24 protein-coding genes and 1 pseudogene are annotated in these 22,341 nt (G+C 68.2%); 20 read left to right on the forward strand and 5 right to left on the reverse strand.

What is annotated here, in order from left to right:
* Nucleotides 1-5 precede the first annotated feature (5 nt).
* On the reverse strand, nt 6-1,133 hold the full coding sequence (locus tag OG622_RS23980; RefSeq protein ID WP_371584193.1) for a helix-turn-helix domain-containing protein: 1,128 nt from the start codon (nt 1,131-1,133) through the stop codon (nt 6-8).
* 325 nt (nt 1,134-1,458) lie between these two features.
* Between OG622_RS23980 and OG622_RS23985 the strand changes: the two genes are divergently transcribed.
* Genes OG622_RS23985 through OG622_RS23995 form a run of 3 tightly spaced genes read left to right on the forward strand, consistent with a single transcriptional unit; the run spans nt 1,459 to nt 2,290 of the window.
* Entirely contained in the window at nt 1,459-1,830 is a 372-nt protein-coding gene (locus OG622_RS23985; RefSeq protein ID WP_371578686.1) for a hypothetical protein, read from the forward strand.
* Nucleotides 1,830-2,033 carry a hypothetical protein gene (locus tag OG622_RS23990; protein WP_371578687.1) on the forward strand — a complete coding sequence of 68 codons (204 nt, stop codon included), beginning with the start codon at nt 1,830-1,832 and terminating at the stop codon, nt 2,031-2,033. The genes OG622_RS23985 and OG622_RS23990 overlap by 1 nt, the downstream gene beginning before the upstream one ends.
* Nucleotides 2,030-2,290, forward strand: a complete 261-nt coding sequence (locus OG622_RS23995; RefSeq protein ID WP_371578688.1) for a hypothetical protein — start codon at nt 2,030-2,032, stop codon at nt 2,288-2,290. The genes OG622_RS23990 and OG622_RS23995 overlap by 4 nt, the downstream gene beginning before the upstream one ends.
* A gap of 104 nt (nt 2,291-2,394) precedes the next feature.
* Here the strand turns inward: OG622_RS23995 and OG622_RS24000 are convergent, their stop codons facing one another.
* Entirely contained in the window at nt 2,395-3,276 is an 882-nt protein-coding gene (locus OG622_RS24000; RefSeq protein ID WP_371578689.1) for an NAD(P)-dependent oxidoreductase, read from the reverse strand.
* A gap of 96 nt (nt 3,277-3,372) precedes the next feature.
* Here OG622_RS24000 and OG622_RS24005 point away from each other — a divergent pair, with 96 nt between their 5' ends.
* The 8 genes from OG622_RS24005 (at nt 3,373) to OG622_RS24040 (ending at nt 13,502) form a co-directional block, all read left to right on the forward strand.
* A complete protein-coding gene (locus OG622_RS24005) occupies nt 3,373-3,711 on the forward strand; it encodes a winged helix-turn-helix transcriptional regulator (protein WP_371578690.1) in 339 nt (112 codons plus the stop codon).
* 183 nt (nt 3,712-3,894) lie between these two features.
* Nucleotides 3,895-5,487: a subtype B tannase gene (locus OG622_RS24010; protein WP_371584194.1), complete on the forward strand. Its 1,593-nt coding sequence runs from the start codon at nt 3,895-3,897 to the stop codon at nt 5,485-5,487.
* A 327-nt stretch (nt 5,488-5,814) separates the two neighbouring features.
* On the forward strand, nt 5,815-7,824 hold the full coding sequence (locus tag OG622_RS24015) for an RICIN domain-containing protein (protein ID WP_371578691.1): 2,010 nt from the start codon (nt 5,815-5,817) through the stop codon (nt 7,822-7,824).
* Nucleotides 7,825-7,880: 56 nt separating this feature from the next.
* The gene (locus tag OG622_RS24020; RefSeq protein ID WP_371584195.1) at nt 7,881-9,227 is read left to right on the forward strand and encodes a glycoside hydrolase family 43 protein; all 1,347 of its coding nucleotides are present in this window, start codon (nt 7,881-7,883) and stop codon (nt 9,225-9,227) included.
* A 146-nt stretch (nt 9,228-9,373) separates the two neighbouring features.
* Complete coding sequence (locus OG622_RS24025) at nt 9,374-10,204, forward strand: hypothetical protein (protein WP_371578692.1); 831 nt, start codon at nt 9,374-9,376, stop codon at nt 10,202-10,204.
* A gap of 379 nt (nt 10,205-10,583) precedes the next feature.
* Entirely contained in the window at nt 10,584-11,198 is a 615-nt protein-coding gene (locus tag OG622_RS24030; RefSeq protein ID WP_371578693.1) for a hypothetical protein, read from the forward strand.
* 346 nt (nt 11,199-11,544) lie between these two features.
* Nucleotides 11,545-12,966 carry an ATP-binding protein gene (locus OG622_RS24035; RefSeq protein ID WP_371578694.1) on the forward strand — a complete coding sequence of 474 codons (1,422 nt, stop codon included), beginning with the start codon at nt 11,545-11,547 and terminating at the stop codon, nt 12,964-12,966.
* A gap of 68 nt (nt 12,967-13,034) precedes the next feature.
* Nucleotides 13,035-13,502, forward strand: a complete 468-nt coding sequence (locus tag OG622_RS24040) for a DUF6174 domain-containing protein (RefSeq protein WP_371578695.1) — start codon at nt 13,035-13,037, stop codon at nt 13,500-13,502.
* On the opposite strand, the gene OG622_RS24045 is transcribed toward OG622_RS24040, so the two are convergent.
* A complete protein-coding gene (locus tag OG622_RS24045; RefSeq protein ID WP_371578696.1) occupies nt 13,484-13,900 on the reverse strand; it encodes a hypothetical protein in 417 nt (138 codons plus the stop codon). The genes OG622_RS24040 and OG622_RS24045 overlap by 19 nt on opposite strands.
* Nucleotides 13,901-14,375: 475 nt before the next feature.
* Between OG622_RS24045 and OG622_RS24050 the strand changes: the two genes are divergently transcribed.
* The 4 genes and pseudogenes from OG622_RS24050 to OG622_RS24065 all read left to right on the forward strand — a co-directional run.
* Nucleotides 14,376-14,897 carry an HNH endonuclease family protein gene (locus OG622_RS24050; protein WP_371578697.1) on the forward strand — a complete coding sequence of 174 codons (522 nt, stop codon included), beginning with the start codon at nt 14,376-14,378 and terminating at the stop codon, nt 14,895-14,897.
* A 336-nt stretch (nt 14,898-15,233) separates the two neighbouring features.
* Nucleotides 15,234-15,740, forward strand: a complete 507-nt coding sequence (locus OG622_RS24055) for a GNAT family N-acetyltransferase (RefSeq protein ID WP_371578698.1) — start codon at nt 15,234-15,236, stop codon at nt 15,738-15,740.
* 455 nt (nt 15,741-16,195) lie between these two features.
* Nucleotides 16,196-16,729 (forward strand): NUDIX hydrolase, encoded by a 534-nt coding sequence (locus OG622_RS24060; protein WP_371578699.1) that lies wholly within the window; start codon nt 16,196-16,198, stop codon nt 16,727-16,729.
* Nucleotides 16,730-16,848: 119 nt separating this feature from the next.
* Nucleotides 16,849-17,025, forward strand: a pseudogene (locus OG622_RS24065) (protein kinase); the annotation flags it as partial.
* Between the two features lie 68 nt (nt 17,026-17,093).
* Here OG622_RS24065 and OG622_RS24070 read toward each other — a convergent pair.
* Complete coding sequence (locus OG622_RS24070; RefSeq protein WP_371578700.1) at nt 17,094-17,351, reverse strand: GntR family transcriptional regulator; 258 nt, start codon at nt 17,349-17,351, stop codon at nt 17,094-17,096.
* 165 nt (nt 17,352-17,516) lie between these two features.
* Between OG622_RS24070 and OG622_RS24075 the strand changes: the two genes are divergently transcribed.
* From OG622_RS24075 to OG622_RS24095, 5 genes are all read left to right on the forward strand, one after another.
* Nucleotides 17,517-17,831, forward strand: a complete 315-nt coding sequence (locus OG622_RS24075; protein WP_371578701.1) for a hypothetical protein — start codon at nt 17,517-17,519, stop codon at nt 17,829-17,831.
* Nucleotides 17,831-18,130, forward strand: coding sequence for a hypothetical protein (locus OG622_RS24080; RefSeq protein WP_371578702.1), 300 nt, complete (start codon nt 17,831-17,833; stop codon nt 18,128-18,130). The genes OG622_RS24075 and OG622_RS24080 overlap by 1 nt, the downstream gene beginning before the upstream one ends.
* Nucleotides 18,131-18,290: 160 nt before the next feature.
* Complete coding sequence (locus OG622_RS24085; protein WP_371578703.1) at nt 18,291-19,466, forward strand: hypothetical protein; 1,176 nt, start codon at nt 18,291-18,293, stop codon at nt 19,464-19,466.
* Nucleotides 19,467-19,540: 74 nt separating this feature from the next.
* The gene (locus OG622_RS24090) at nt 19,541-19,924 is read left to right on the forward strand and encodes a hypothetical protein (RefSeq protein ID WP_371578704.1); all 384 of its coding nucleotides are present in this window, start codon (nt 19,541-19,543) and stop codon (nt 19,922-19,924) included.
* 132 nt (nt 19,925-20,056) lie between these two features.
* Nucleotides 20,057-20,806: a calcium-binding protein gene (locus OG622_RS24095; protein WP_371578706.1), complete on the forward strand. Its 750-nt coding sequence runs from the start codon at nt 20,057-20,059 to the stop codon at nt 20,804-20,806.
* 86 nt (nt 20,807-20,892) lie between these two features.
* Here OG622_RS24095 and OG622_RS24100 read toward each other — a convergent pair whose 3' ends face one another.
* Entirely contained in the window at nt 20,893-21,867 is a 975-nt protein-coding gene (locus tag OG622_RS24100; protein WP_371578707.1) for a hypothetical protein, read from the reverse strand.
* Nucleotides 21,868-22,341 lie beyond the last annotated feature (474 nt).

The following is a 22,341-nucleotide window of genomic DNA, read 5'->3' on the forward strand; positions in this document are numbered from 1 at the left end:
TCCTCTCACGCCTCGGCGAGGCGGATTGCGTATCGGATGCTCTCCAGCTCCCGGCGCCCGCGCACTGACAGCTCCCGGCTATCCAACATCACGGGCAGCCGGTCGCGCAGGGCCCGGCTAGCCGTACCGGATCGCAGCAGGTGGGGCCGGATCTGGAGCAGGGACCACACGGAATGGATGTTGAGATCGACGTAGCCGTGATGCGGGGCGAATCCCTGAGCAAGATGAGCGAGCAGCTTGTCACCCGACCATGACCCGGGAGTGCGGGTGGCGATGAAGCCGTCGGTCAATTCGAGATGGGCGGTCTCGCCGATCCAGTACGCCCAGTAGTTCAGGTTCGCTGCCTCACCGGCCTCATCGTCGATCAGGGCTGTGTCGATGAAGTGACTCATGCCGTCCCGGTCTCCTTGCCGGGCAGAGACGGCTGCGACGGAACGGGAGTTGAGCCACCGTGTGAGCCAGTCGCCAGGGCGCTCGGTGGCCTGCTGGTGGGCGAGCCACTCCGAGGTGTCGGACTGATCGTCGTACCCAGCGAGGTACAGGGCCTGGCGGCGAAGGAGGAACTGATCCTCGCCACGGGCCTGCTCGGCGGTACGCCGCATCTGGGTGAAGAAGCGGATCCGGTCGGACGCCGACAGTTCCGGCCCGTCCGGCGTGGGTCCTCGGCGCCTGCGGGGCGCGGCAGGGAGGTCACGGACGGGTCCGGGTGGCACGTGGTTGAGAGGCCACGCGAGCACCTCGACGAGATCACGTTGCATGACGCAGGCCCCGAGCGGGCTGTCCTCGATCCCTGCTGCGTCGTCAAGGGCCCCGGTGAGGAGGACGTCTGCCTCCAAAGCACGGTCGAGGGACCGTAGGAGCGCAGGCACGGTGCCCATCTGCATGAGCCGGTGACGATGCACGAGCATCTGCCCGACCGGTACAGCGGTCAGAGGGCGACGGCCGGACTCCCACCCGGCGATCGTGTCCGCGGACACGCGCAGCCGCTCAGCCGCTTCGTCCTGGGTGAGCCCCGCCTGCTCTCGTATGACCCGGAAGACATGGCCGGAAATGACGCCCGTGCGAGGGCGAGCGACTGTTCCCTGACTGCTGGTCAGGGTTGGTCGCGAACTCGACTGCATAAACAGCCCCATCCCGTGCGCGCGCAGCAAAGCACTTGTACTCGCAGTCACTTCAAGCAGTGATCACGGACTTCTACCTTCGTATGCATCACCGGACGAGCCTAGTGGGACGGCGGCCTCGACGGCCGGTGATGGACCACGCCGAACGCGGGTGCTCCGGAGGGACGCGACGATGACCACGATGGATGCCTCGGTGGGACCACAGCGCCACCAGGAGCGGCATGCGGCGAGGCCCTTGATCACAGACACAGGTCACGGACTCGCTGCCGAAGTGAGGACCCCCGCGACGGGCGCAACCGTCCGGGGGCGTGGCCACCAGCCAAACCCAGAGGAGCTGATGGCAGTGAGCATTATCCACACATTGGTGAAACGGGTACTGGGCGTATGGGCGCCCGGCACCGGCAGACGCCGAGCGGGCGAGCGCACGCCGGTATCCGCCCCCGACCGGGTCTCCGAGGCGCCTCTCGCGGCGACCTCCTCGCTCCCGGCCCACCGCTCCCCGTACGGACTGCACACCCCTCTCGACGGCGCTGCGAACGCCATGGTCCGGCCCTACCTGGCCGCCGTCGCTGCGAACGCCATGGTCCGGCCTTACCCGGCCGCCGTCGAGCGGAAGCGGGAGTGCGCCTTCCAGACCCGCGCACGTGGCCGTACACCGAGCTGCTTGGCAGCACCGGCTCGCACACGCCAGTTCGCAGAGGTGCACTGATGACCGGCGGACGAGTAGGGGCTGCCGTCCAGCGCGCCGAGATGCCCATGCTCCGCGCCTACCGGCTGTGGTTCGAGCACACCCGCAGGTGCGACGGCGGCTGCAAGGGCATCCCCAAGGCGCAGGACGGGTGCGAGGCCGGGCGAGAACTGTGGGGCGCGTACCGCCTCGCGAGGATCGGAAGGGGCGGGGCGGCGTCATGAGCTGGACCATCGAGCGCGCACCAGGGCGACCGGTGCGCCGGACCGACGACGATCGTCTCGCCGTCCCCCTACGGCTGACCCGCACCGGCGGCCACCCCACCGACACCGAACTGACCCTCACCCTTGCCGAAGCCGAACACCTCCACGCCGCCCTCTGCCGAGCCCTCGACGGCCAGCCCCCGCCACCGGCCGCCCCGGACTGCCGACAGCCCGTTCAGGCATCTCGCGGTGCCGCCCACATCGTGGGCCACGTGTAGCGGGTACGCACGGACGGCACCACACCGACGCCCGCCGCCGACGCATCCCGAGGCGCGGCGGCGGGGCGGGGCCGAGGTGTGGCGTCCACCCACCATTCCGCCAGTCAGCGCACCAGCAGGTCGATCACCCCCGTCAGGTCCTCCTCGCCGCCGCCCTCGGCCAGGCGGCGGCGCATCAGCTCGAAGTAGGGGCTGAGCAGTTCCGGGCTGACGCCCTGCTGCTCGGCGGTGTCCAGGAAGGTCGGCGTGCCGGCCACCTGCATGGCCAGGTTGGAGACGACTCCCCCGGTGTAGTGACCGCTGCGCAGCCGGTCGGCGGTCTCGTGGACGGACGGGGCCATCGCGACGAGCCAGTCGGCGAGCAACGGGGCGAGGGACGCGGGGTCGATGTCCTCCTTGCGGATCAGGGCGAAGGCGTGCGCGGCCCCGGCGAACATCCCGTACATGGCGCTGAGCAGGGCCACGTCGTGCAGGGCCGCGAAGCCCGCGTCCTCTCCCACGTAGGTGGTGCCGGCCGGGACGCCCAAAGCCTCCTGGTGCCGCTCGAACACCTCGCGCGCGCCGCTGTAGAAGACGTAACCGCCTGCCTCGGGGACGCCGATCATCGGCGGGACGGCCATGATGCCGCCGTCCAGGTAGCGGGCGCCTCGCTCACGGGCCCGTTCGGCGAGGCGGCGGGCCTGGGCGGGGGTGCTGGTGGTGAGGTTCACCAGGTCGCGGCCGGCCAGGTCGGCGCCGGCCAGCGCCTCGTCGACAGAGGCGTCGTCCAACAGGCAGACGACGACCAGGGTGTTCGCCGCGACCGCCTCGGCGGCGCTGTCCGCGACCCTCGCCCCCTCGGCGGCGAGCGCCGCGGCACGGGCCGGGCTGCGGTTCCAGACGGTGAGCGGATGGCCGGCGGCGAGCCAGGCACGAGCCAGCGCGGTGCCCATCGCGCCGAGTCCCAGCAAGGTGACGGAGGTCTTCTCGGCAAAGTTCTGTGTCATGCCGAACAGGCTGGTCACGGGCGCGGAAGTGATCAAGTACGCACTTCGGAGTGGGTGGTTACCCTGAGGTGAGCGAGCACGTCGGAGGGGTGGGGCATGACGACGCTGAACCGGCCGGGCGCACCGAACGGACACGCCTGCGGGATCGACACCGCGATGGAGGTGATCGGCGGCAAGTGGAAGGTGCTGATTCTCTGGGCGCTGCACGAGCACCCCTGCCGCCGCTTCGGTGAGCTGCGTCGGCTGCTGCCGGGTGTCAGCGAGAAGGTGCTGGCCTCACATCTGCGCGAGATGGAGGCGGACGGCGTCGTGCACCGCGTCTCCTACGACGAGGTGCCGCCCCGCGTCGAGTACTCGCTGACCGAGGACGGGACGCGCCTCAACGACGCGCTCCAGCCGCTGGCCGCCTGGGGACGCGAGCGGGCGACGGAATAGCGGTTTCAGCCGCTCGCGCGCTGTGCTTCCCCTGTGAGCCGCTATGTGTCAACGATGAATGAGACAGAATTGTTGACGATTTTTCGAGCGCCCCCGTACGTTCGCAAGCAGAAACAAGCAGGGAACGCGAGCGAAGGAAGTGGCGCGGTGAAGCACAGGGCAGTCAGGCGCAGGAACGTGATCATGGGGCTCGGCGCGACCGCGGGCGCGGCGGCCGTCGGCGGCTTCGCCCTCAGCGCCCGGGCGGCGGGCAGCGGCTCCGCGAAGTCCTCGGGGTCCTCCGGTTCCACCGCCTCGGGCGCCCTGGCCTTCGACAAGGACGACTACACCGAGCTGACGACGACGATCACGACCGACGACGGTGATGTGGAGGTGACCTACCACTTCCACAAGGCGATCACGTACGTCACGAAGCCGGTCGACGAGACGTACCAGTCGCTGAACGTCAGCGTGCCCGTGGAGATCGACGGGAAGACGGTCGACGCGACGAACGCGCCGATTCTGTTCGCGAATTCGGTGGGCGGCTACATGCCCTCCTCGGTGGCCGAGGCCACGGGGGTCGGCGGCGGGGGCATGACCGGGATGCCCGGTGGGGGCGCCCCCAGCGCGTCCGCCTCCGCGTCCACGGGGACCGGCTCGGGTGAGGTCGAGTCCGGCGGCAACGGCCAGCTCGACCAGCGGGGGCAGTCCGTCAGCAACGCGCAGCTCGCGCTCGCCGCCGGATACGTCGTGGTCGAGCCGGGGGCGCGTGGCCGTACCCTCGTCGACGCGGACGGGGCCTACTACGGTGTCGCACCGGCCGCCATCGTGGACCTCAAGGCGGCCGTACGGTACGTCCGCGCCAACAAGGGCCGCATCCCCGGCAACACCGACCGCATCGTGTCGTCCGGCACCAGTGCGGGAGGTGCGCTGTCCGCGCTCCTCGGCGCGTCCGGCGACAGCCCGCTGTACGACGCGTACCTGAAGGAGATCGGCGCGGCCGACGCCTCCGACGCGATCTTCGCCAGCGGCGACTGGTGCCCGATCACCGATCTGGAGCACGCGGACATGGCCTACGAGTGGAACTGGGGCGCCAACAAGCTCGGTTCGGGCTCGCTCGTCGACCGGACGGTGTCGAAGGAGCTGAAGGCGGCGTTCACCGACTACCAGGCCTCGCTGAAGCTCAAGGCCAAGGGCCTCGGCACACTGACCGTACGGAACCTCGACGAGTACCTGGTCAGGACGTTCCTGGAGCCGTCGGCCACCAGGTACCTGGCCGCACTGTCGGACGCGGACCGGACGACGTATCTGGCGAGCAACACCTTCATCACCTGGTCCGGCGGCAGGGCGACGTTCTCCTGGGCGGACTTCCTCACGCACGTGGGCGCCCGGAAGAAGGACGCCCCCGCCTTCGACGCCTTCGACCTGTCCTCCGGTGAGAACAACCTCTTCGGCAAGGGCACCACCGAGGCCCGCCACTTCACGCTCTACAGCCTCCGCCACGAGGGCAGCGCCGGCGCGCGCCTCGCCGGCGACCTGCCCGAGACGCTGAAGCTGATGAATCCGATGCCGTTCCTCGCGAAGGCCAACCCCGGGCGCGCCAGGCACTGGTGGATCCGGGTCGGCACCAAGGACAGCGACACCTCGCTCACGGTCGTCGGCAACCTCGCCGCGAAGCTGGAGAACCTCGGCGACGACGTCAACGCCTCCATGTACTGGGACGGCGGCCACGGCGCGAACGAGGACGCGGCCGACTTCATCAAGTGGATCGCGAAGGTGACCGGTCACAAGGCCTGACCAGGCCGACCACCACCGGGGCCGACCGGCCCTCCCCCAGTCTCGGCGTGTCTGCGTTCCCGTCATGAAACCCGGCCGCCGAAGCGTGACGCCGAGCCCCTTCCGGGCTCGGCGTCGCCACTTTCCCGACTCGGAGCCGTCGCTTTTCCGGCTCGGCGCCATCGCTTTTCCGGCTCAGCGCCGTCAGAATGTGACCGGTTCAAAAACCACCTCTGTCACAGCCGTTGACTTCCTTCTCTCCCGGCTCTACTTTCGGCCAGCCAGCATGTTCGGCAAGCCGATCCCCGTTCGAGATATCGACCTCCGGGTATCCATTGAAGGAGCCGCATGACCCCCCCTCCGCGTGCCAACTCCCGTGGTATCAAACGGCTTTGTAAAAACGCGGCGATTCGCGCCGTCACCCTGGCGACCGCCGCGACGGCCGCCCTGCTCTTCGCCCAGCCGATGAACGCGACAACCGCGACGCCCGCCCCGGAGACGCGTCTCGACGCCGCGCCCGTGGCGGTCACGGACCGCCAGATACCGGTCCCCGAAGCCCCGATGGGCTGGGCCTCCTGGAACGCCTTCGCCGCGAAGGTCGACTACAACGTGATCAAGCAGCAGGTCGACGCGTTCGTCGCGGCCGGGCTGCCCGAGGCCGGCTACGAGTACATCAACATCGACGAGGGCTGGTGGCAGGGCACCCGCGACAGCGCGGGCAACATCACCATCGACGAGGCCGAGTGGCCCGGCGGCATGAAGGCCATCGCCGACTACATCCACAGCAAGGGCCTGAAGGCGGGCATCTACACCGACGCCGGCAAGGACGGCTGCGGCTACTACTTCCCCACCGGCCGCCCGGCAGCGCCCGGCAGTGGCAGCGAGGGCCACTACGTCCAGGACATGACGCAGTTCTCCAAGTGGGGCTTCGACTTCGTGAAGGTCGACTGGTGCGGCGGTGACGCCGAGGGCCTCGACCCGAAGACGACCTACCAGGCGATCAGCGACGCCGTGGCCACCGCGACCGCCACCACCGGCCGCCCGCTCGCCCTCTCCCTGTGCAACTGGGGCTACTCCAACCCCTGGAACTGGGCACCGGGCATGGGCCCGATGTGGCGGACGAACACGGACATCTTCTACCACGGCCAGTCCCTGACGTACGCGAACATGCTGACGAACTACGACCGGAACGTGCACCCCACGGCCCAGCACACCGGCTACGTCAACGACCCCGACATGCTGCTGATCGGCATGGGGCTCACCGCCGGCCAGGACCGCACCCACATGAACCTGTGGGCGGTCTCCGGCGCCCCGCTGCTCGCCGGCAACGACCTCACCACCATGACCACCGAGACGGTGAACACCCTCAAGAACTCCGAGGTCATCGCCGTCGACCAGGACCCCCGCGGCCTCCAGGGCGTCAAGGTCGCCGAGGACACCACCGGCCTCCAGGTGTACGGCAAGGTCCTCTCCGGCTCCGGCAACCGCGCGGTCGTCCTCCTCAACCGCACCTCCACCACGCAGAACATGACGATCCGCTGGTCCGACCTGGGCCTGACGAACGCCTCCGCGACCGTCCGTGACCTGTGGAGCCGGACGAACGTCGGTACGCCCGGCACGAGTTACACCACCAGCGTTCCGGCGGGCTCCTCCATGATGCTCACGGTCAAGGGCGGCACCGAGCAGTCGGCGAGCTCGTACACCGGCACGTCGAGCTTCTCCGGTGTGGTCGCCGGGAACACCGGCCTGAAGACGGTCGACGTCTCCTACACCAACAACACGTCGACGGCCCGCGTCGGCACCCTCACCGTCAACGGCCAGACGTCGACGAAGGTCTCCTTCCCGCCGACCGGCTCGTCCCCCGGCAACATCTCCGTCGCCATGGCCCTGACGAAGGGCAGCACCAACACGATCACGTTCTCCGGCGCCCCGACCCTCGAAGGCATCGTCGTACGACCGCTGCCGGGCACCAACGGCACGCTGATCACCGGCACGGCCTCCGGCCGCTGCGCCGACATCAACGACAACACCATCACCAACGGCACCGACGCCCAGCTGTGGGCCTGCTCCGGCGGCCAGAACCAGGCCTTCACGTACACCTCCCGCAAGGAACTCGTCGTCTACGGCAACAAGTGCCTGGACGCCTGGGACCGCGGCACCTCCAACGGCACCCGCGTCGTCATCTGGGACTGCCACGGCGCCACCAACCAGCAGTGGAACGTGAACACGGACGGCACGATCGTCAACGTCAACTCCGGTCTCTGCCTGGACGCCTACAACGCGGGCACCGCCAACGGCACGAAGCTCGTCCTGTGGGCCTGCAACGGTCAGAACAACCAGAAGTGGAGCCGGACGTGACCCCTGTGAACGGAACCTTTGACGCGAGCGGGCCCTCCCGCCGCACGTTCCTCGGCATGGCCGCGACCGTCCCCCTGGCCGCGACCGGCGTCATGACCCTCGGCGCCGGCACCGCCCACGCCGCCGACTCGGCGTACGCGATGGTCTACTTCACCGAGTCCAACACCATGCTGGAGGCCAACTACGGTCTCCACCTGGCCGTCAGCCAGGACGGCCTGAACTGGACCCCGCTGAACCAGAACGCCCCCCTGGTCACCCCGACCCAGGGCGCCGGCGGCCTGCGCGACCCGTTCCTGATGCGCAAGCAGGACGGTACGTTCGTCGTCCTGGCGACGGACCTCAATGGCACCGACTGGAACTACGCCAGCACGTACATCCACGTCTGGGACTCGACCGACCTGCGGACCTTCACCGGCTACCGGCGCGTGAAGCTGCACGACATGACCACCACCCACAGCTGGGCCCCCGAGGCCTACTGGGACGCCTCACGCGGCCAGTACGGCATCCTCTACTCCTCGGTGAACAGCAGCGGCCACAACGTCATCATGGTCAGCTACACGACCGACTTCGTCACGACGTCCAACCCCCAGGTCTTCTTCGACCCCGGCTACGACATCATCGACGGCAACCTCACGGTCGGTGTCAACGGCGTCAACTACCTCTACTACAAGAGGAACCAGACCCTGGTGGGCGCCCGCTCGACGACCCTCAACCCGGGCAGCTTCACCCCGTTCAGCACGGCGGCCTCCCACGGCGGCACGGAGGCCCCGACGGTGGTGAAGTCCCTGTCCTCCAGCTCCTGGTACCTCTGGGGAGACACCTACACCCCCAACGGCGTCTTCTACGTCTGGCAGTCCAGCGACATCGCCTCCGGCACCTGGACGGCCCTGGACCAGAAGCTCTACACCCAGCCGCTCAACTCCAAGCACTGCGGCATCCACCCGATCACGTCGAGCGAGTACAACAACCTGCTGACCAAGTGGGGCGCGCCGGCGTGGAACCGCCTCAAGTCCTACAACTACCCGTCCCGCTACGTCCGCCACAGCGACTACGTGGGCCGCATAGACGAGTACCCCTTCGACCCGTTCACGGACTCCCAGTGGAAACTGGTCCCGGGCCTGGCGGACTCCTCCGGGGTCTCCTTCCAGTCGGTCAGCCACCCCACCCGCTACCTCCGCCACTACAGCTACAACCTCCGCCTCGACGTGAACGACGGCACATCGACCTTCGCCGCCGACGCCACGTTCACCCGCGTCGCCGGCCTCGCGGACTCGACGTGGTCCTCCTTCCGCTCGTACAACAACCCGACCCGCTACATCCGCCACAGCAACTACGTGCTCCGCATCGACCCGATCTCGACGACGACGGAGAAGGCGGACGCGACGTTCCGGGTCGGCTACTGAGACGACCGCCCCGCTCGGTGTGACCGACCGTTCCCCGCGCCCCCGTTTCCTGGGGGCGCGGGGAATCGCGCGAACGGGCCCTGTCACAAGGTGTGTTGGTGCCACGGAGACCACGACGCCGTACGCCCACCTGCGATGCTGAGCGGATGAGCAAGGTGTGGCAGGGAGACGTCATCGATGGCACGCGCTTCGTGGTCCCCGGGTCGGGTGTGACGCCGAGGCACGTGCTGTGCGCGGTCGGAGTGGGCCTGGATCTCGACGTGCTCAACCGGGTGGTCGATGAGGCGGGCGAAGGGGGCTTCACCGTCGATGAGTTGCAGCAGGAGCCGGACCCCCGGATGCGTGAGGCATTCGACGCCGCGTTGGGCGCCCGCCGGGCCACCGACGACGACGGGTTCAGCGATGACGACTGGGCCGCGGTGGACGCACACGACTCGGTCGCCTATGTCCTGTCACCGCCGATCTCCCAGGCCAGTGCCCTTGACGTGTCCCGGCGGGCGCTGGCCGTCACCGCCGCCCTGCTGGCCAACGGGGCCACCGCGGTGAAGAACGAATCCAGCGGGGTGGCCTGCGGGCACAAGCGGTGGCTGGCCCTGGCGGACGAGGCGGCGACCGCCGAGAACGCGTACGACCTGGTAGGCGCCCTTGTCCAGGCATGGGTCGTGCCGGTGATCCACGACGGGGAGGTGTACTACAGCTGCGGCCTGCATCTCCTGGGCGAGGCCGACGTGGAGCTCGCCCCCGGAAGCGCCGCGGAGCCCGAGCCAGAGCTGTTGCGTGAGTGGGTGACCACCATGGAGGTCGCGTCGTACTACCTGCTGACCGAGCAGCCGGAACACGGAGTCCAGGACGGCGAAGGCTTCCGCATCGCCCCGGACGCCCCCCGCTGGATCATGAACCGCATGGAGTGCGAACGCTTCGAGGAAGACGACTTCTTCCACAACCCGTACGGATACTGGCGCCTGACTCCCGGCTAGACGCGCCCCACGAACGCGGGCGGGTTCGTGGACCGGGGCGGGGAGGCGCGGGACGCTCGCCGGACTCCGACGCGGCAGGTGGCTTGCCAGATCGCCCGCACCGCACGGCGCTTCGACGCACCACCCTGCGGTCCGAAGGCCACGCGGACATCGCAGGGCAGGGTGCGACAGCCCTGGGGGCGGCGCCCCAAGGCGGGTCGAAGGGCCACAGCTGCTGGGAGGGAAAGGGACGGGAAGGGACGGTACGGGCGAGGGCTGCGGAGGCGAGAAAATCTCCGGGCCACGAGCCGAACGCCGCACCCCTCTCCGGCGTCTCAGTACCGACCGCGGTCCCGCCCTCCCGGGCGACCGCACGCGGGACGAAGGACCGGAGGGACACATGACCAAGCGAACCCCCGCCAGGCCCGGCATGACCGTGGCCGTGGCGGTCGCCGTCCTGGCTCTCGGCGGACTGCAGGGCTCGACGGCCGGCGCCCAGACCGTGGAAGCCGTATCGACCCCTTCGAAAACCTGCCACGGCACCCAGCCGAAGGGCGGCAGCACCGGTCAGGCCGGGGACGGAGGCCCGGAGGACGACACCCCCATGTACCGAACCCTGGACTACGTGGACAAGCTGGTCACCGGCCGCTACTCCGCCATCTACACCGGCCTGGTCCTCGACGAGGACGAAGCCTCCATCGACATCTACCGCATCCCCTCCAAGCCCTTCGACACCGCCGTCTGCGACGCCGCCGAAAAGGGCGTGACCATCCACCTCCACGACCGCGACATCAACGAGAAGGACCTCACCACCCTGCTCGACCGCGTCAGCGAGGACATGAGCCGCTGGGACGGCACGTTCAACATGCGCGAAGCCGGCCTGGACGGCACCGGCTACGTCGTGATCGGCGTGGACGACCCCGACACGGCCGAGCCGATCCTCCGCAAGGCCCTGGGCGAACGGAACGCCAAGTACCTCCGCGTCGAGTACGCCCCCCAGGCATACCTGCAGTGACCCGGAGCCGGGGTGCAACACCCCCGTGGATCCGCTATAGTTGATCACGAGCCGCTCACCGGAACAGTAACTCCCGGTAGTACTCAATGCGTTGGTGGTCCAAGGAAAGACGCCCCGCTTCCTGCGGGGAAATGCAGGTGCAAGGCCTGCCCGGCGCTCCAGTACAAGAGCCCCACTTCGCTCCATGCGAAGTGGGGCTCTTGCGTTGCACGAGACCGACAGTCTCCCCACCATCCACCAGACACCATCCACCAGAGCCGTCGCCACACCCCGAGCCCTGCGCCGCCGAATGGTATCGACGGAGATAGTATCTCTCTCGATACTATCTCTCGCGGGAGTCTCCATCATGCGACGATTCATCGGGCGAGACCCGGAGCTGAACGTGCTCCGCAACGCCTTCCAAGCGGTTCACGAGGCCGTCGGGTCGGCGAAGCCAGGTCAATGCATCCTCATGCGGGGCAGGCGACGGGTCGGCAAGTCCAGCCTTGTCGAGGAGTTCCTCCGGCGCACCGGGGCGCCGAACCTCTTCTTCACCGCGGCGGGCGGCACGGCGGAGGACGAACTGACAGAGCTGCTCGACACCGTCGCGAGATCCACCCTGCCGGAGAAAGAACTGTTCTCGGAGGAGACCCCGGGACAGTGGAACGCGGCGTTCAGGCTGCTCGCCGAGATCCTGCCCGACGACAGCCCGAGCGTGGTCGTCATCGACGAGGTTCCGTACCTCATGGACCGCATCGACGCCTTCGAGGGCATGCTCCAGCGGGCATGGGACCGCCTCCTCAGCCGCAAACCCGTGCTCCTGCTCCTCGTCGGATCCGACCTGTCGATGATGGAGGCACTGAACAGCTACGACCGCCCCTTCCACCAGCGAGGCCGGGAAATGGTGGTGGGGCCGCTGAACCCGGCCGACATCGGCGAGATGCTCGGCCTTCCGCCGGCGGCCACCTTCGACGCCGCCCTGATCACGGGCGGTCTTCCGCTGATCTGCGCGGAGTGGCGAGCCGGGGCGGACGTCTGGGAGTTCCTCCGCGACTCCCTGAACAACCCGATCTCGGCACTGCTGGTCTCCGCCGAGCGCTCACTGGCCGCGGAGTTTCCCCCGCAGGCCATGAGCAGGGAAGTCCTGCGGGCCATCGGAAGCGGGGAGCGGACCTTCACCAACATCGCGCGCGCCGCCGGCGGAATCTCCCACACCACTCTCACCCGTGCCACGGACGTCCTGACCGAGAAGCGGGTGGTGGCGGCCGAGCTACCCCTCTCCCCGCGTCCGTCGAAGGAACGCCGCTACCGAGTGGCCGACCCCTACCTGCGCTTCTGGCTCGCGTTTCTGGATCCGCACATGGCGGAGATCGAGCGGATGCGGGGAGATCTCACACTGAGCCGGATCAAGGAGCGGTGGACGAGCTGGCGTGGCCGCGCGATCGAGCCTCTGGTCCGGGAATCCCTCGCCCGCCTCCTGCCGGACGGGCACCTGCCCGCCGCCCCGGCGATCGGCGCGTACTGGACCCGCAGCAACGACGTCGAGATCGACCTGGTGGGCGCCGACCGGCAGCCGGTGGCCAAGCAGCTGCTCTTCCTCGGCTCGGTCAAATGGCTGGAGAACTCCGCGTTCGACACCCACGACCTGGCCGCACTGCAGAAGCACCGGGCCTCGCTCACCGACGAGCCCGTCCCCCTGGTGGCGGTCTCCCGCAACGGGACCAGCTGCTCCGGCCTCGATGCGGCGTACGGCCCCGAGGCACTGCTCGGCGCCTGGCGCCGGAGGTAGGTCGGTCCCGAACGTTGCCGGCCTGCCCCGCGTCTCAGTGGTGACCGTCCCATAAGGAGGCCACCACCATGCCGACGCCCGCCACCGTACGAGTCCGTCACCGTGCCCTGACCGCCGCCGCGATGGCCGGGACGTTGCTGTCGGTGCTTTCCGCGTGCGGGGAGGAGTCGACCACAGCGAAGGGGTCGGCGCCCGCTTGGAAGGAGCCCTCCGCGTACCGCTACACCCTGGATTCGGGTGAGGGTGAACGGGCGCTGATCGGGACGTTCGAGGTGACGGTCCGGGACGGGAAGGCCGTGAAGACCGTCGGGCTCGATGAGAGCGGCCGACGGGTGGTGGACCAGAAGCTGATCGAAGTGCCCACCATCGCCGGGTTGTTGAAGCAGGCGAAGACGGCACGGGAAGAGGGCGCCGACGTCGTGGACATCGAGTACGCGAAGGACGGCCGTCCGACCAGCATCTCCATCGACTGGGACGAGAACGCCATCGACGACGAGGAGGGGTACACCCTCGGCGACTACGAGGCGCTCGGCTGACTCAGGTCCCGGATCGTGCCGCCCACCTTGGCCTTCAGCTTCTTGAGCACGGCGGGCTTGGCGGAGATGGCCCACTGCGGACCGACCAGGTACTTGCCGCCGTACATGGAGGCCGACTCCAGCCAGACTTCCTTCAGTTCGTCCTTGGGGAAGGTGGTGATGAGGTAGTCCCCCACGGCGGTCTGACACACGCCCTCGCGCAACTCCTTCGCCTCGGTCCGGATCTTCACCTCGCACCCGGTGAGCTCGGCGATCACCTCGACCTTGGCCGGCGCGACCAGCGCGGCGACCGGACTCGACTCGCCCGACGCCTCGCCACCACCGCTGCACGCCGCCACCAGGGGCAGGACAGCCAGGCTCGCAGCCAACGCGACACCACGCGACAGCTTCCTCACCATGTCCTGATCTCCGTTCGCCTTCTCCGTACCGAGTGCACTCGGCAAAAAGTACGTTTGGAAGCCGTCGGATGCTCAATCGTCGACACGTGATGTCGTCGCCCGACCACAACCCCCTTGCATGGCTCCACGGCAAGCTCTCAGGACCCACGGGGGCAATGCCCTGATGCACCGCCGCAGGCCTCGTCCTGCCTCCACGGTCGGCCCTTGACGCATGGAACCGGCCTGCCATATGGGTGATTTGTGATACTAATCGACATGGTGCGGATAGCTATCCAGCATGAGCACACCTGGCATAGACCTTTCGCATCGACGGTCTGCGGTCATCTGCGCGGCCATAGCGTTCCTTCCCGTCCCGACGGCCATCGTCGCCGTCCTGGCAAACGGCTGGGAGCGGGTCGAGAAAACAGCCCCGGCATCGGCCCATCCTCCGCCCCCGGCCGCAGCGCCGATGGTGCCCGAGGCGCCGTCCGCCGACGTGGCTCGCACAGAGCTCGCGACCCTCGCCGTGGAGACTCCGCACTCGCTGGAGGGGTACAGCAGGGAGAAGTTCGAGCACTGGATCGAGGACCATTGGCCCCGAACACGCCAGGTGGTCCTGATCCGTGACGGCAAGCACGTCGGCGTTCAGTCAAAGGCCCAGACCGCATCGAAGAACTGGCACAGCCCCTACGACGACCGCATCCTCACGATGCCGTCGGAGGTCCACGTGGATCACGTCGTACCACTGGCCAACGCATGGCGGTCCGGGGCGGACGAGTGGAGCGCCGCCCGGCGCAGCAAGTTCGCCAACGACCTGTCCACCACGCAACTCATCGCCGTCTCGGTCGTGGCCAACAGGGCGAAGGGCGACCAGTCGCCCGACCAGTGGGTGCCCCCGAACACGGCCTTCCACTGCGTGTACGGCAGGGCCTGGACCCATGTGAAGTTCACCTATGGGCTCTCGGTCACCCAGAAGGAGAAGGACGCGCTGATCTCCATTCTGGACACATGCCACTGATGGTTCACCAGCCATCGCGTCCGTGCCCCAACCGTCCCCGATCGAGCGGGGAATCAGGCGGAACGACGGTGGCGGGCAGGGAGCGAACAACACCACGGCCCCTGACCGAATCATCTGGTCAGGGGCCGTCACACAGAGCGGTGAGTGTGGGATTTGAACCCACGGCGACTCGCGCCACGACGATTTTCGGCTGCGTCCATGGAAATGGTGTACGGGTTCGACCTGATCCGGGGGTTTGCTCAGACTTCAGGGTGATGCCCGCATAGACGAACGGCCACCGGCTGATCTTCCTTAAAGCGGTACCGCTGCCACCAGTGACCGGTCGAAGATGGAGGCATGGACACGCAGAAGGTGACCTTACGGAAGATGACGCCGTCGGAGTACGACGCGGCGACTGAGCATCGCGAAGCCGAGACCGTCCGAGAACTCGGCAAATTCATGCCCGAGGAGCTGGCGCGGGTGCGGGCTCATCAGGGCACAGCGCGGTTCCTCCCCGACGGGCTCGCCACGACTAGTCACCATCTCGTGGTCGCGGAGAACGGATCAGGCGAAGTCGTGGGGAACGCGTGGATCGGCCCGGATCCGCGCCAGGCTGCGGACACTGCCAGCTCAGCTTGGCTGTACGACATCAACGTCTTCCCCGCGTTTCGGCGCCGCGGACACGGGTCCGCCATCCTCTCCGCCGCCGAAGAACTCGTTGCCCGCGAGGGCTGGACATCCCTCGGTTTGAATGTCTTCGGAGACAATGAGGCGGCCATTGCCCTGTATCGCCGCAACGGCTACGACGTGGAATCCATGTCCCTGCGTAAGAGCGTGCAGCAGGCTCCTGACATCAACAGCTGACACCAATAAGCACGAACAGCACCGGCCGACGCCGGACTCCAGAGGACGTACCACCGAGTCGAGGCCGGTTGGCCGGTGGCCACGAAAACCGGTGATCGACCTGATAAGGATGAGGCCACACGTTCATGCCCTGCAGTCGGCCAGGGTCCCTCAGCCTGGCGGGCATCTTTTAGCGCTCGTATTTGTGCCTGATGGGTACCGAGGTAGGAAGCCGCCTCACCTGCGATAGCTCCCACGAGGCCTGAGAGGGGAGATAGCCAGTCCGCGCGGCACATTGTCTAAGACGTCACCTCGCGCCGCAGCCGAATGCGTGTCGAAAGCCGCACAGCCGCCCAGAGTTCTTCGCCCCAACCGGCGTACGGGGCATCTCGTCAACGTGACGCGAAAAGCGTCGAACTGGCGCCCTCTTCCTGAGCGTCTGAGATCCTGAAGTCCGATCGAGAAGGGCCGAAGGCATGGAGTGGAAGACCCACGGTGAGCGGCAGCTCTACACGAACAAGTGGGTGAACCTGTGTCTGGTCGACGTCCAGCAGCCTGACGGGCGCAGGTGGGAGTACCACGTCGTTCGCCTCCGGCACCTGGCCGTGGCCGCCGTGGTCAACGACCGCCAAGAGGTGCTGATGATGTGGCGGCATCGCTTCATCACGGACTCGTGGGCCTGGGAGTTGCCCATGGGCCTGGTCGAAGAGGGCGAGTCGCCTGAGGAAGCTGCGGCACGCGAGGTGCTGGAGGAGACGGGCTGGCGGCCTGGCCCCATCAAGCCTCTGATCTACGCCGAGCCGGCCAACGGGATCACCGACTCACAGCACCACGTCTTCCGCGCGGACGGCGCGACCCACGTCGGGCCGCCCGCCGAGAAGAACGAGTCGGACCGCATCGAGTGGATCCCGCTCAGTGAGGTGCGCGGGATGATCGACCGTCGCGAGATCGTGAGCAGCGGGACCCTCGTCGGGCTCCTCTACCTGCTCATGGATGAAGCGATCCGCTGACCGGCGGGAGGACTGCCAGTAGCCGTGCCTCGAAGGCCAGAGCCACGGGCTCCTGCCTGCGTGGGGCCAACTGGTCGTAGAACTCCCTGAGATGGCCAGAAACCCGCTCGGACGCCAGGCGGGCGGTCGAGTACCCGGACGACACTCCTCGCGCCGTGCAGAGAGAAGCCGCGGCGAACGGTCGGCGCCGCCCCGTAGAGGCGCCCGGTGAGCTGGGCGAACTGATCGACGCCATGCTCAGCCACGCTCCCGAGGACCGGCCGACCATCAACGAGGTGGGTAAGGCACTCGGCTGAGTTGCGAAGCATGCCCGGACGGGCGCCGGACCGCATCGGAGGCCTGGGCGGCCTGAGCCGAAACGACGTTAGCCCGTGGGGGCGTCACCTGCGGCAGGGGGCCTTTCGGCGACGAAGGAGCCCATGCCCGGGGTCGTGGTGATCAGGCCGTCCGCTCGCAGGGCGGCCGTCACCTTGCGAACGGTCGTTCGCGCCACGCCGAACTCCTGCTCCAGTCGCACTTCGGAGATCATCGTTTGGGGCGGGTACTGGCCGCTCGCGATCCGCTTACGGAGCACGTCGGCGATCTGGACCCACTTGGGCCTGGTGGGGTCAAACTCGATCACAGCAGGACCGTACACAGCGACCGAGATTCGAACATAGAGCACTGCCGGTGCACCTAGGTGTAGACAGGTGCACCGGACGTGGCTAGTGTCAGGCGCGATGAAAGACCCCGGCGAGGTGGCTAGACCTCCCGGGGCGTGGCCAACGCTGGTTAAGGAGCGTCGACAGTGCTCGACCCTATCCGCCGCATCGCCCTGTGGCTGCGGCTTCTCTTCACGCCCGGTACGGGCAGGCGGCGGGCTGGTATCCGCCTCGTCGTCGTGCCCACGCCCGCCGACTGGGCAGAGACTCCCCCGACCCCCCTCCCCCCGCATCGGTCCCCGTACGGGCTCGACGAGGTGTTCGACGGCGCCTCCACCGTCGCCGTACGCCCCTACCTCGCCGCCCATGAGCAACGGCTGCGGCGGCGGGAGTTGGCGATGGCGGCTATCGGGTTGGACATGCCCGGGTCGTGCTGGATTCACGGGGTGGAGGTCGCCTGATGCGGGACGAAACGCCTGGTGAAGTGCGGTTGTTGCCCTGGGCCGGGGGCGAGGGCAAGGCCTGCTATCTGGTCACCGACGGTGGGGGTGGGCCGGTGTCGCGGGTGGCTGATGCCACGGAGGCCATTCAGCTCGGGATGGGGCGTGAGCTGCTTGATCACGCGGGGGAGATGTTGGCGGAGGCTGCTCCGGGTGGTGAAGTCCGGTTTCTCGCCGAGAGGTTGCGGGAGGCGCTCGCGGACGCGCTTCGGGTCGCCGAGAGTCGGGGGCAGCGGCTGGGGCGGCTGCGGCTCGACTGACGTCGCCGGGTCACTTGCGAGGCGATGACCGCGTACGCCTCCACCGTGCGGATGCATGGGCGTCAGGGACGTGTCACGCTTTCCGTAGCGCCGCGCCTGGACCTCCCTTGCACCCGTTGCACCCGTCATCTGCGATGAAGAGACGAAACGGAGTACGGCCATGGGCGAGATTCTGGTCAGTACGACCACCAGCGGTGCCCAGTTCCAACCGTCCGTCGACTCGGTCCTCGGTACGCAGTACGTGGCCATGTGGGCGGACGAGAGCAATGCCGGTATCAAGGGGCAGAACCTGGGAGTGACCGGGGCCAAACTCGGTGCGGAGTTCCAGGTGAGCGCGGCGACGCCGCCCGGCGCGAACACGAATCGGCAGTGGCCCACGATCGAGTCCGCGGGGTTCTCCTCGTTCGCGGTGTGGCGGGAAGAGGCCTTCAATCCTCCGCCCGGTCCGCAGCTGAAACTGCGGCGATTCGTCAACGGGCAGCCGTCGGGGTCCGAGATCCAGGTCAACAGCTCCGAAATCGACCCGAAGACCCGACCGTCCGTCACGAACATGATCGACGGCGGCTGCCTCGTCACCTGGGCCGGTTCCCGTGCGGACCAACGGATCCGGGCCCAGCGGTTCACCTCCGAAGGCATCAAGGCCGGGCCGGAGTTCACGGTCAACACCACCGAGGGGTTCCATGTGAACCCGGCCGTGACGGTTCTGGCGGACGGCAATTACGCCATCGCCTGGACCACCGACCCTTCGTCGATCGGCGGAGGCCGGCTCACCTTCAGGGTCTTCGACTTCGAGGGAATTCCGCAGGGCGGCGAGATCCAGCCCAACGCCTCCGGATTCAGGGGGGACAACGCGATCACGCTGCTCGACAACGGGCGGTTCGTCGTCGCGCACATCGACGGCATCGGTCCCAGTGACATCGGTGTCCCGCAGACCACCGTGGAGGCCAGCATCTACGACCCCAGCGGAGGCGGCGTCGAGGTCACCAGCGTGACCGCGGGCCAGCCGCGGGACTTCAACCGCTCCAGCCCGGCCCTCACGCCGCTGCCGGGTGGACGCTTCCTTCTCGCCTGGGTGGAGAAGAGCGCGGCCACCTTCGACACCGTCCCCACCGTCATGGCGAAGATGTGTTCCGACACCGCGCTCTCCCTCAGCGACAAGGTGCAGGTCAGTACGGCTACGGCCGGCGATCGCCTCCAGGTCTGCGCCGCGTCCGCCTTCGGCGACGGAGCGGAATCCGTCTTCCTCGCCTGGGCGGACGACGGCGGCACGTCGGACTTCGCCGTACGGGGACGCGCCTTCACCGTCACGTCCACAGGGCAGTTGGTGTCGGCGTAGGCGAGGCGACTGCCTCCTCGGGCGCCGGTGAGAAGGGGTCGGCGGCCGGTACCGACCCCAGGCAGACTGCGTTCATGCAGCTCCCCGCACCAGCCGTCGCGGCCACCGCTCTGATCGAGGTCGTCAGGATCTCCGGCCTGCCGAGGAGGCGGGGCGACCCCTACCCCGGTGCGGTGGTCACTCACTGGGCCGGGGACGAGGCCGCTGACGTACTGGCCCTGATCGAGACCCTGCCCGGCAGCGCGCAGTATCGCTGCGGCTTCTCGCCGGGATGGGGTGTCCGGGCGTACGACGACGCGCTCGACCTTGCGTTGTTCGAGGCGGCGTTCTGCTTCACCTGCCATGAGGTGCGGATGCAGGGGACCGCTGTGCCGCCCGCCCTGTCCACGCAGTTCTTCGACGCGGACGCCGAGCGGGCTCAGGCTCTCCTGGCCCGCTTTCGCGAGGCGGCCCGGTAACCGGACCCGGTGGCCGGGCGCTGAGCGCGCTGGTACGTAGCCGATTCCGTAATCTCACTGATCACTTCCTGGGCGGCGGCCGGGAGGATGGGCCGGGTTCATATGACCAGCGATCGTTGTGGAGGTAGTCGCGTGCGTTTGCGTTCCCTGGCCGCCGTGTTGACCGGTGCCCTCGCTCTCTCGGCGTTCGCCGTCCCGGCCGCTCATGCCACCGGTGACACGACGATCACCGATGTCGTCGTGAACGGCGGGGCCCAACTCGCTCTGGGGCCCATTGCGCCCACGACCTTCAAGGTGAGCGTCACGGCGCAGGACAACTCGGGTATCGATGCGATGGAACTGCATGTGAGGCTGCCGAGTTACCTGTACAACGCGTCGGACCGGGGGCTCACCTGCACCGCGAAGAGCGCCACGACCTCGACGTGCACCGGGTCCTGGACGGTCGACACGAGGAATTTCTACGGCAACGGCCCGGCCGACGACCCCTGGTACATCAACGCCTCGGTGGACGCCAAGGACGGCGACTGGTTCTCCACGGAGACGGCCGACACCTTCACCGTGCGACGGCTCGCCAAGCTGACCGTCAACGCCGCCCCGGAGCCGGTGACGCAGGACGCCAAGCTCACCGTGACCGGCAAGCTGGCGCGCGCCGACTGGAGCACCCACAAGAACGCGGGCTACTCGGGCCGGGCGGTGAAGCTGCAGTTCCGTAAGAAGGGCACCTCCACGTACAGCACCGTGAAGACGGTCACCAGCGGCAGCGGCGGCGTGCTCAAGGCCACGGTCAAGGCCACCGCCGACGGTTACTGGCGCTGGACCTTCGCCGGCAACAGCACCACCTCGACGGCCAAAGCCACCGGGGACTACGTCGACGTGCGCTGAGCCACCGTCACACGGTCACACGGATGCGGCGCCCGGACCTCGGAAGAGGCCGGGCGCCGCAGACGTTCACGCGCTCTCGCGTCGCGTCACGAAGCCGTGCGGTTCGCGCCCTTGCGTCGCGTCACCACGAAGATCACGCCGCCCGCGGCGACCAGGCCCGCCGCGCCGATGGCGATCGGGATGGCGTTGCCGCCGCCCGTCTCGGCGAGGTCGCCGGGCTCGCCGCCGTTGGGGGTGGGGACGGCCGGGGCCGAGTCGGAGGGCGAGGGGGACTCGGCCTTCGGAGTGTCGTCGCCAGGGGGGTTCTCGTCGGCCGGCGGGTTCTCGTCCGCCGGGGGCTGCTCCTCCGCCGGCGGCTGCTCCTCGGCGGGCGGCTTCTCCTCAGCCGGCGGCTGGTCGTCGGCCGGCGGCTGCTCCTCCGCCGGGGGGTTCTCCTCGGCCGGGGGCTGCTCCGTCGTGCAGTCCTTCGTACCGCCGTTCCAGGCCGCGATCAGCTTGTCCTTGATGACGGGGCGGTCGGGGCCCTTGGGGACGTCGCCGTGTTCGAAGCCGTCGTTCGCGTCGAGCTTGCCGTCGAACTTCACCTTCCCCCGGTAGAGGTCCACCTGGCCGTAGCAGCCCGCGTCGGGGACCGCGATGTCCAGAGAGTCCGTCCCGCCCTGCTTGACCGTCACCGTGTCGAAGTCGACGAAGACCTGCTCGCCGGAAGTGCGGAACGTCGGGCCGTGGGCGAGGTAGGACGCGAGGGAGACCGTGCAGGTCGTGGCGTCGGAGGCGGCACGGACCTTGATGTGGACCTTGCCGTCCTCGGTGGGCTTGAGGTTCTGGTCGTCGAGCTTGACCCAGTCGGCGAACTTCACGCCGTCCAGCGAGAACTCGCAGCGGTCGGTCTCGGTGGGCGTACCCGCGCCCTGGCCGGGGGCGTAGCTCTTCTTGCCCCAGCCGTCACCGCCGGGCGTGTCGGTGGCGAAGGCCGGACCGGACACGGCCGCGCTCAGTGCGAGAGCGGCGATGCCCGTCCCCACCAGGCGGCTCACGATGACACGTCTCGCTATGGACATGCAGATCCCATTCTCGAACTCGGAAGAATGTACGAGACCCGGGGCGCGACGGCATGACGGCAGCACAAAGCCACGTCGGTCCGGGCCGCGCCAGGGTGTGAGTGGTTGAAGAAAACACTGGGCTCAGGGGTCACTTGAGCCACAGAGTCTGCACATCGTTTACCAAGCGGTAGGGGCTGTCAACCTCGGTAAACGCCCGTCCGATGCCCTAGTTCGGCAGCCCGTAGGGCACGCCTGCGCCACACGCACGGCACATATGGGACACAAGGGGAATCAGTTCCTCCGATGACCCATGAGCCGTTCATGAGCCGTCCATGAGCGCCCCAACGCCGGGTCGCCCAACCGCAAAGGATTCCCCAACTCGCCACTGTGGGCAGGTGAGTTGATATGGGGCGGATTTGACAATCCCGGTCCTCGCTCCCGAACCTACGTTCATGACATCCATTTTCATTATCGGCGTCAATGGTGCCGCCG

The sequence above is a fragment of the Streptomyces sp. NBC_01314 genome, assembly GCF_041435215.1.
Taxonomy (GTDB): domain Bacteria; phylum Actinomycetota; class Actinomycetes; order Streptomycetales; family Streptomycetaceae; genus Streptomyces.

What these genes read in the sequence shown, in the direction of transcription:
- OG622_RS23980 (WP_371584193.1), bottom strand. Translation starts at nt 1,133, where the DNA reads ATGGGGCTGTTTATGCAGTCGAGTTCGCGACCAACCCTGACCAGCAGT.
- OG622_RS23985 (WP_371578686.1), top strand. Translation starts at nt 1,459, where the DNA reads ATGGCAGTGAGCATTATCCACACATTGGTGAAACGGGTACTGGGCGTA.
- OG622_RS23990 (WP_371578687.1), top strand. Translation starts at nt 1,830, where the DNA reads ATGACCGGCGGACGAGTAGGGGCTGCCGTCCAGCGCGCCGAGATGCCC.
- OG622_RS23995 (WP_371578688.1), top strand. Translation starts at nt 2,030, where the DNA reads ATGAGCTGGACCATCGAGCGCGCACCAGGGCGACCGGTGCGCCGGACC.
- OG622_RS24000 (WP_371578689.1), bottom strand. Translation starts at nt 3,276, where the DNA reads ATGACACAGAACTTTGCCGAGAAGACCTCCGTCACCTTGCTGGGACTC.
- OG622_RS24005 (WP_371578690.1), top strand. Translation starts at nt 3,373, where the DNA reads ATGACGACGCTGAACCGGCCGGGCGCACCGAACGGACACGCCTGCGGG.
- OG622_RS24010 (WP_371584194.1), top strand. Translation starts at nt 3,895, where the DNA reads ATGGGGCTCGGCGCGACCGCGGGCGCGGCGGCCGTCGGCGGCTTCGCC.
- OG622_RS24015 (WP_371578691.1), top strand. Translation starts at nt 5,815, where the DNA reads ATGACCCCCCCTCCGCGTGCCAACTCCCGTGGTATCAAACGGCTTTGT.
- OG622_RS24020 (WP_371584195.1), top strand. Translation starts at nt 7,881, where the DNA reads ATGGCCGCGACCGTCCCCCTGGCCGCGACCGGCGTCATGACCCTCGGC.
- OG622_RS24025 (WP_371578692.1), top strand. Translation starts at nt 9,374, where the DNA reads ATGAGCAAGGTGTGGCAGGGAGACGTCATCGATGGCACGCGCTTCGTG.
- OG622_RS24030 (WP_371578693.1), top strand. Translation starts at nt 10,584, where the DNA reads ATGACCAAGCGAACCCCCGCCAGGCCCGGCATGACCGTGGCCGTGGCG.
- OG622_RS24035 (WP_371578694.1), top strand. Translation starts at nt 11,545, where the DNA reads ATGCGACGATTCATCGGGCGAGACCCGGAGCTGAACGTGCTCCGCAAC.
- OG622_RS24040 (WP_371578695.1), top strand. Translation starts at nt 13,035, where the DNA reads ATGCCGACGCCCGCCACCGTACGAGTCCGTCACCGTGCCCTGACCGCC.
- OG622_RS24045 (WP_371578696.1), bottom strand. Translation starts at nt 13,900, where the DNA reads ATGGTGAGGAAGCTGTCGCGTGGTGTCGCGTTGGCTGCGAGCCTGGCT.
- OG622_RS24055 (WP_371578698.1), top strand. Translation starts at nt 15,234, where the DNA reads ATGGACACGCAGAAGGTGACCTTACGGAAGATGACGCCGTCGGAGTAC.
- OG622_RS24060 (WP_371578699.1), top strand. Translation starts at nt 16,196, where the DNA reads ATGGAGTGGAAGACCCACGGTGAGCGGCAGCTCTACACGAACAAGTGG.
- OG622_RS24080 (WP_371578702.1), top strand. Translation starts at nt 17,831, where the DNA reads ATGCGGGACGAAACGCCTGGTGAAGTGCGGTTGTTGCCCTGGGCCGGG.
- OG622_RS24085 (WP_371578703.1), top strand. Translation starts at nt 18,291, where the DNA reads ATGGGCGAGATTCTGGTCAGTACGACCACCAGCGGTGCCCAGTTCCAA.
- OG622_RS24090 (WP_371578704.1), top strand. Translation starts at nt 19,541, where the DNA reads ATGCAGCTCCCCGCACCAGCCGTCGCGGCCACCGCTCTGATCGAGGTC.
- OG622_RS24100 (WP_371578707.1), bottom strand. Translation starts at nt 21,867, where the DNA reads ATGTCCATAGCGAGACGTGTCATCGTGAGCCGCCTGGTGGGGACGGGC.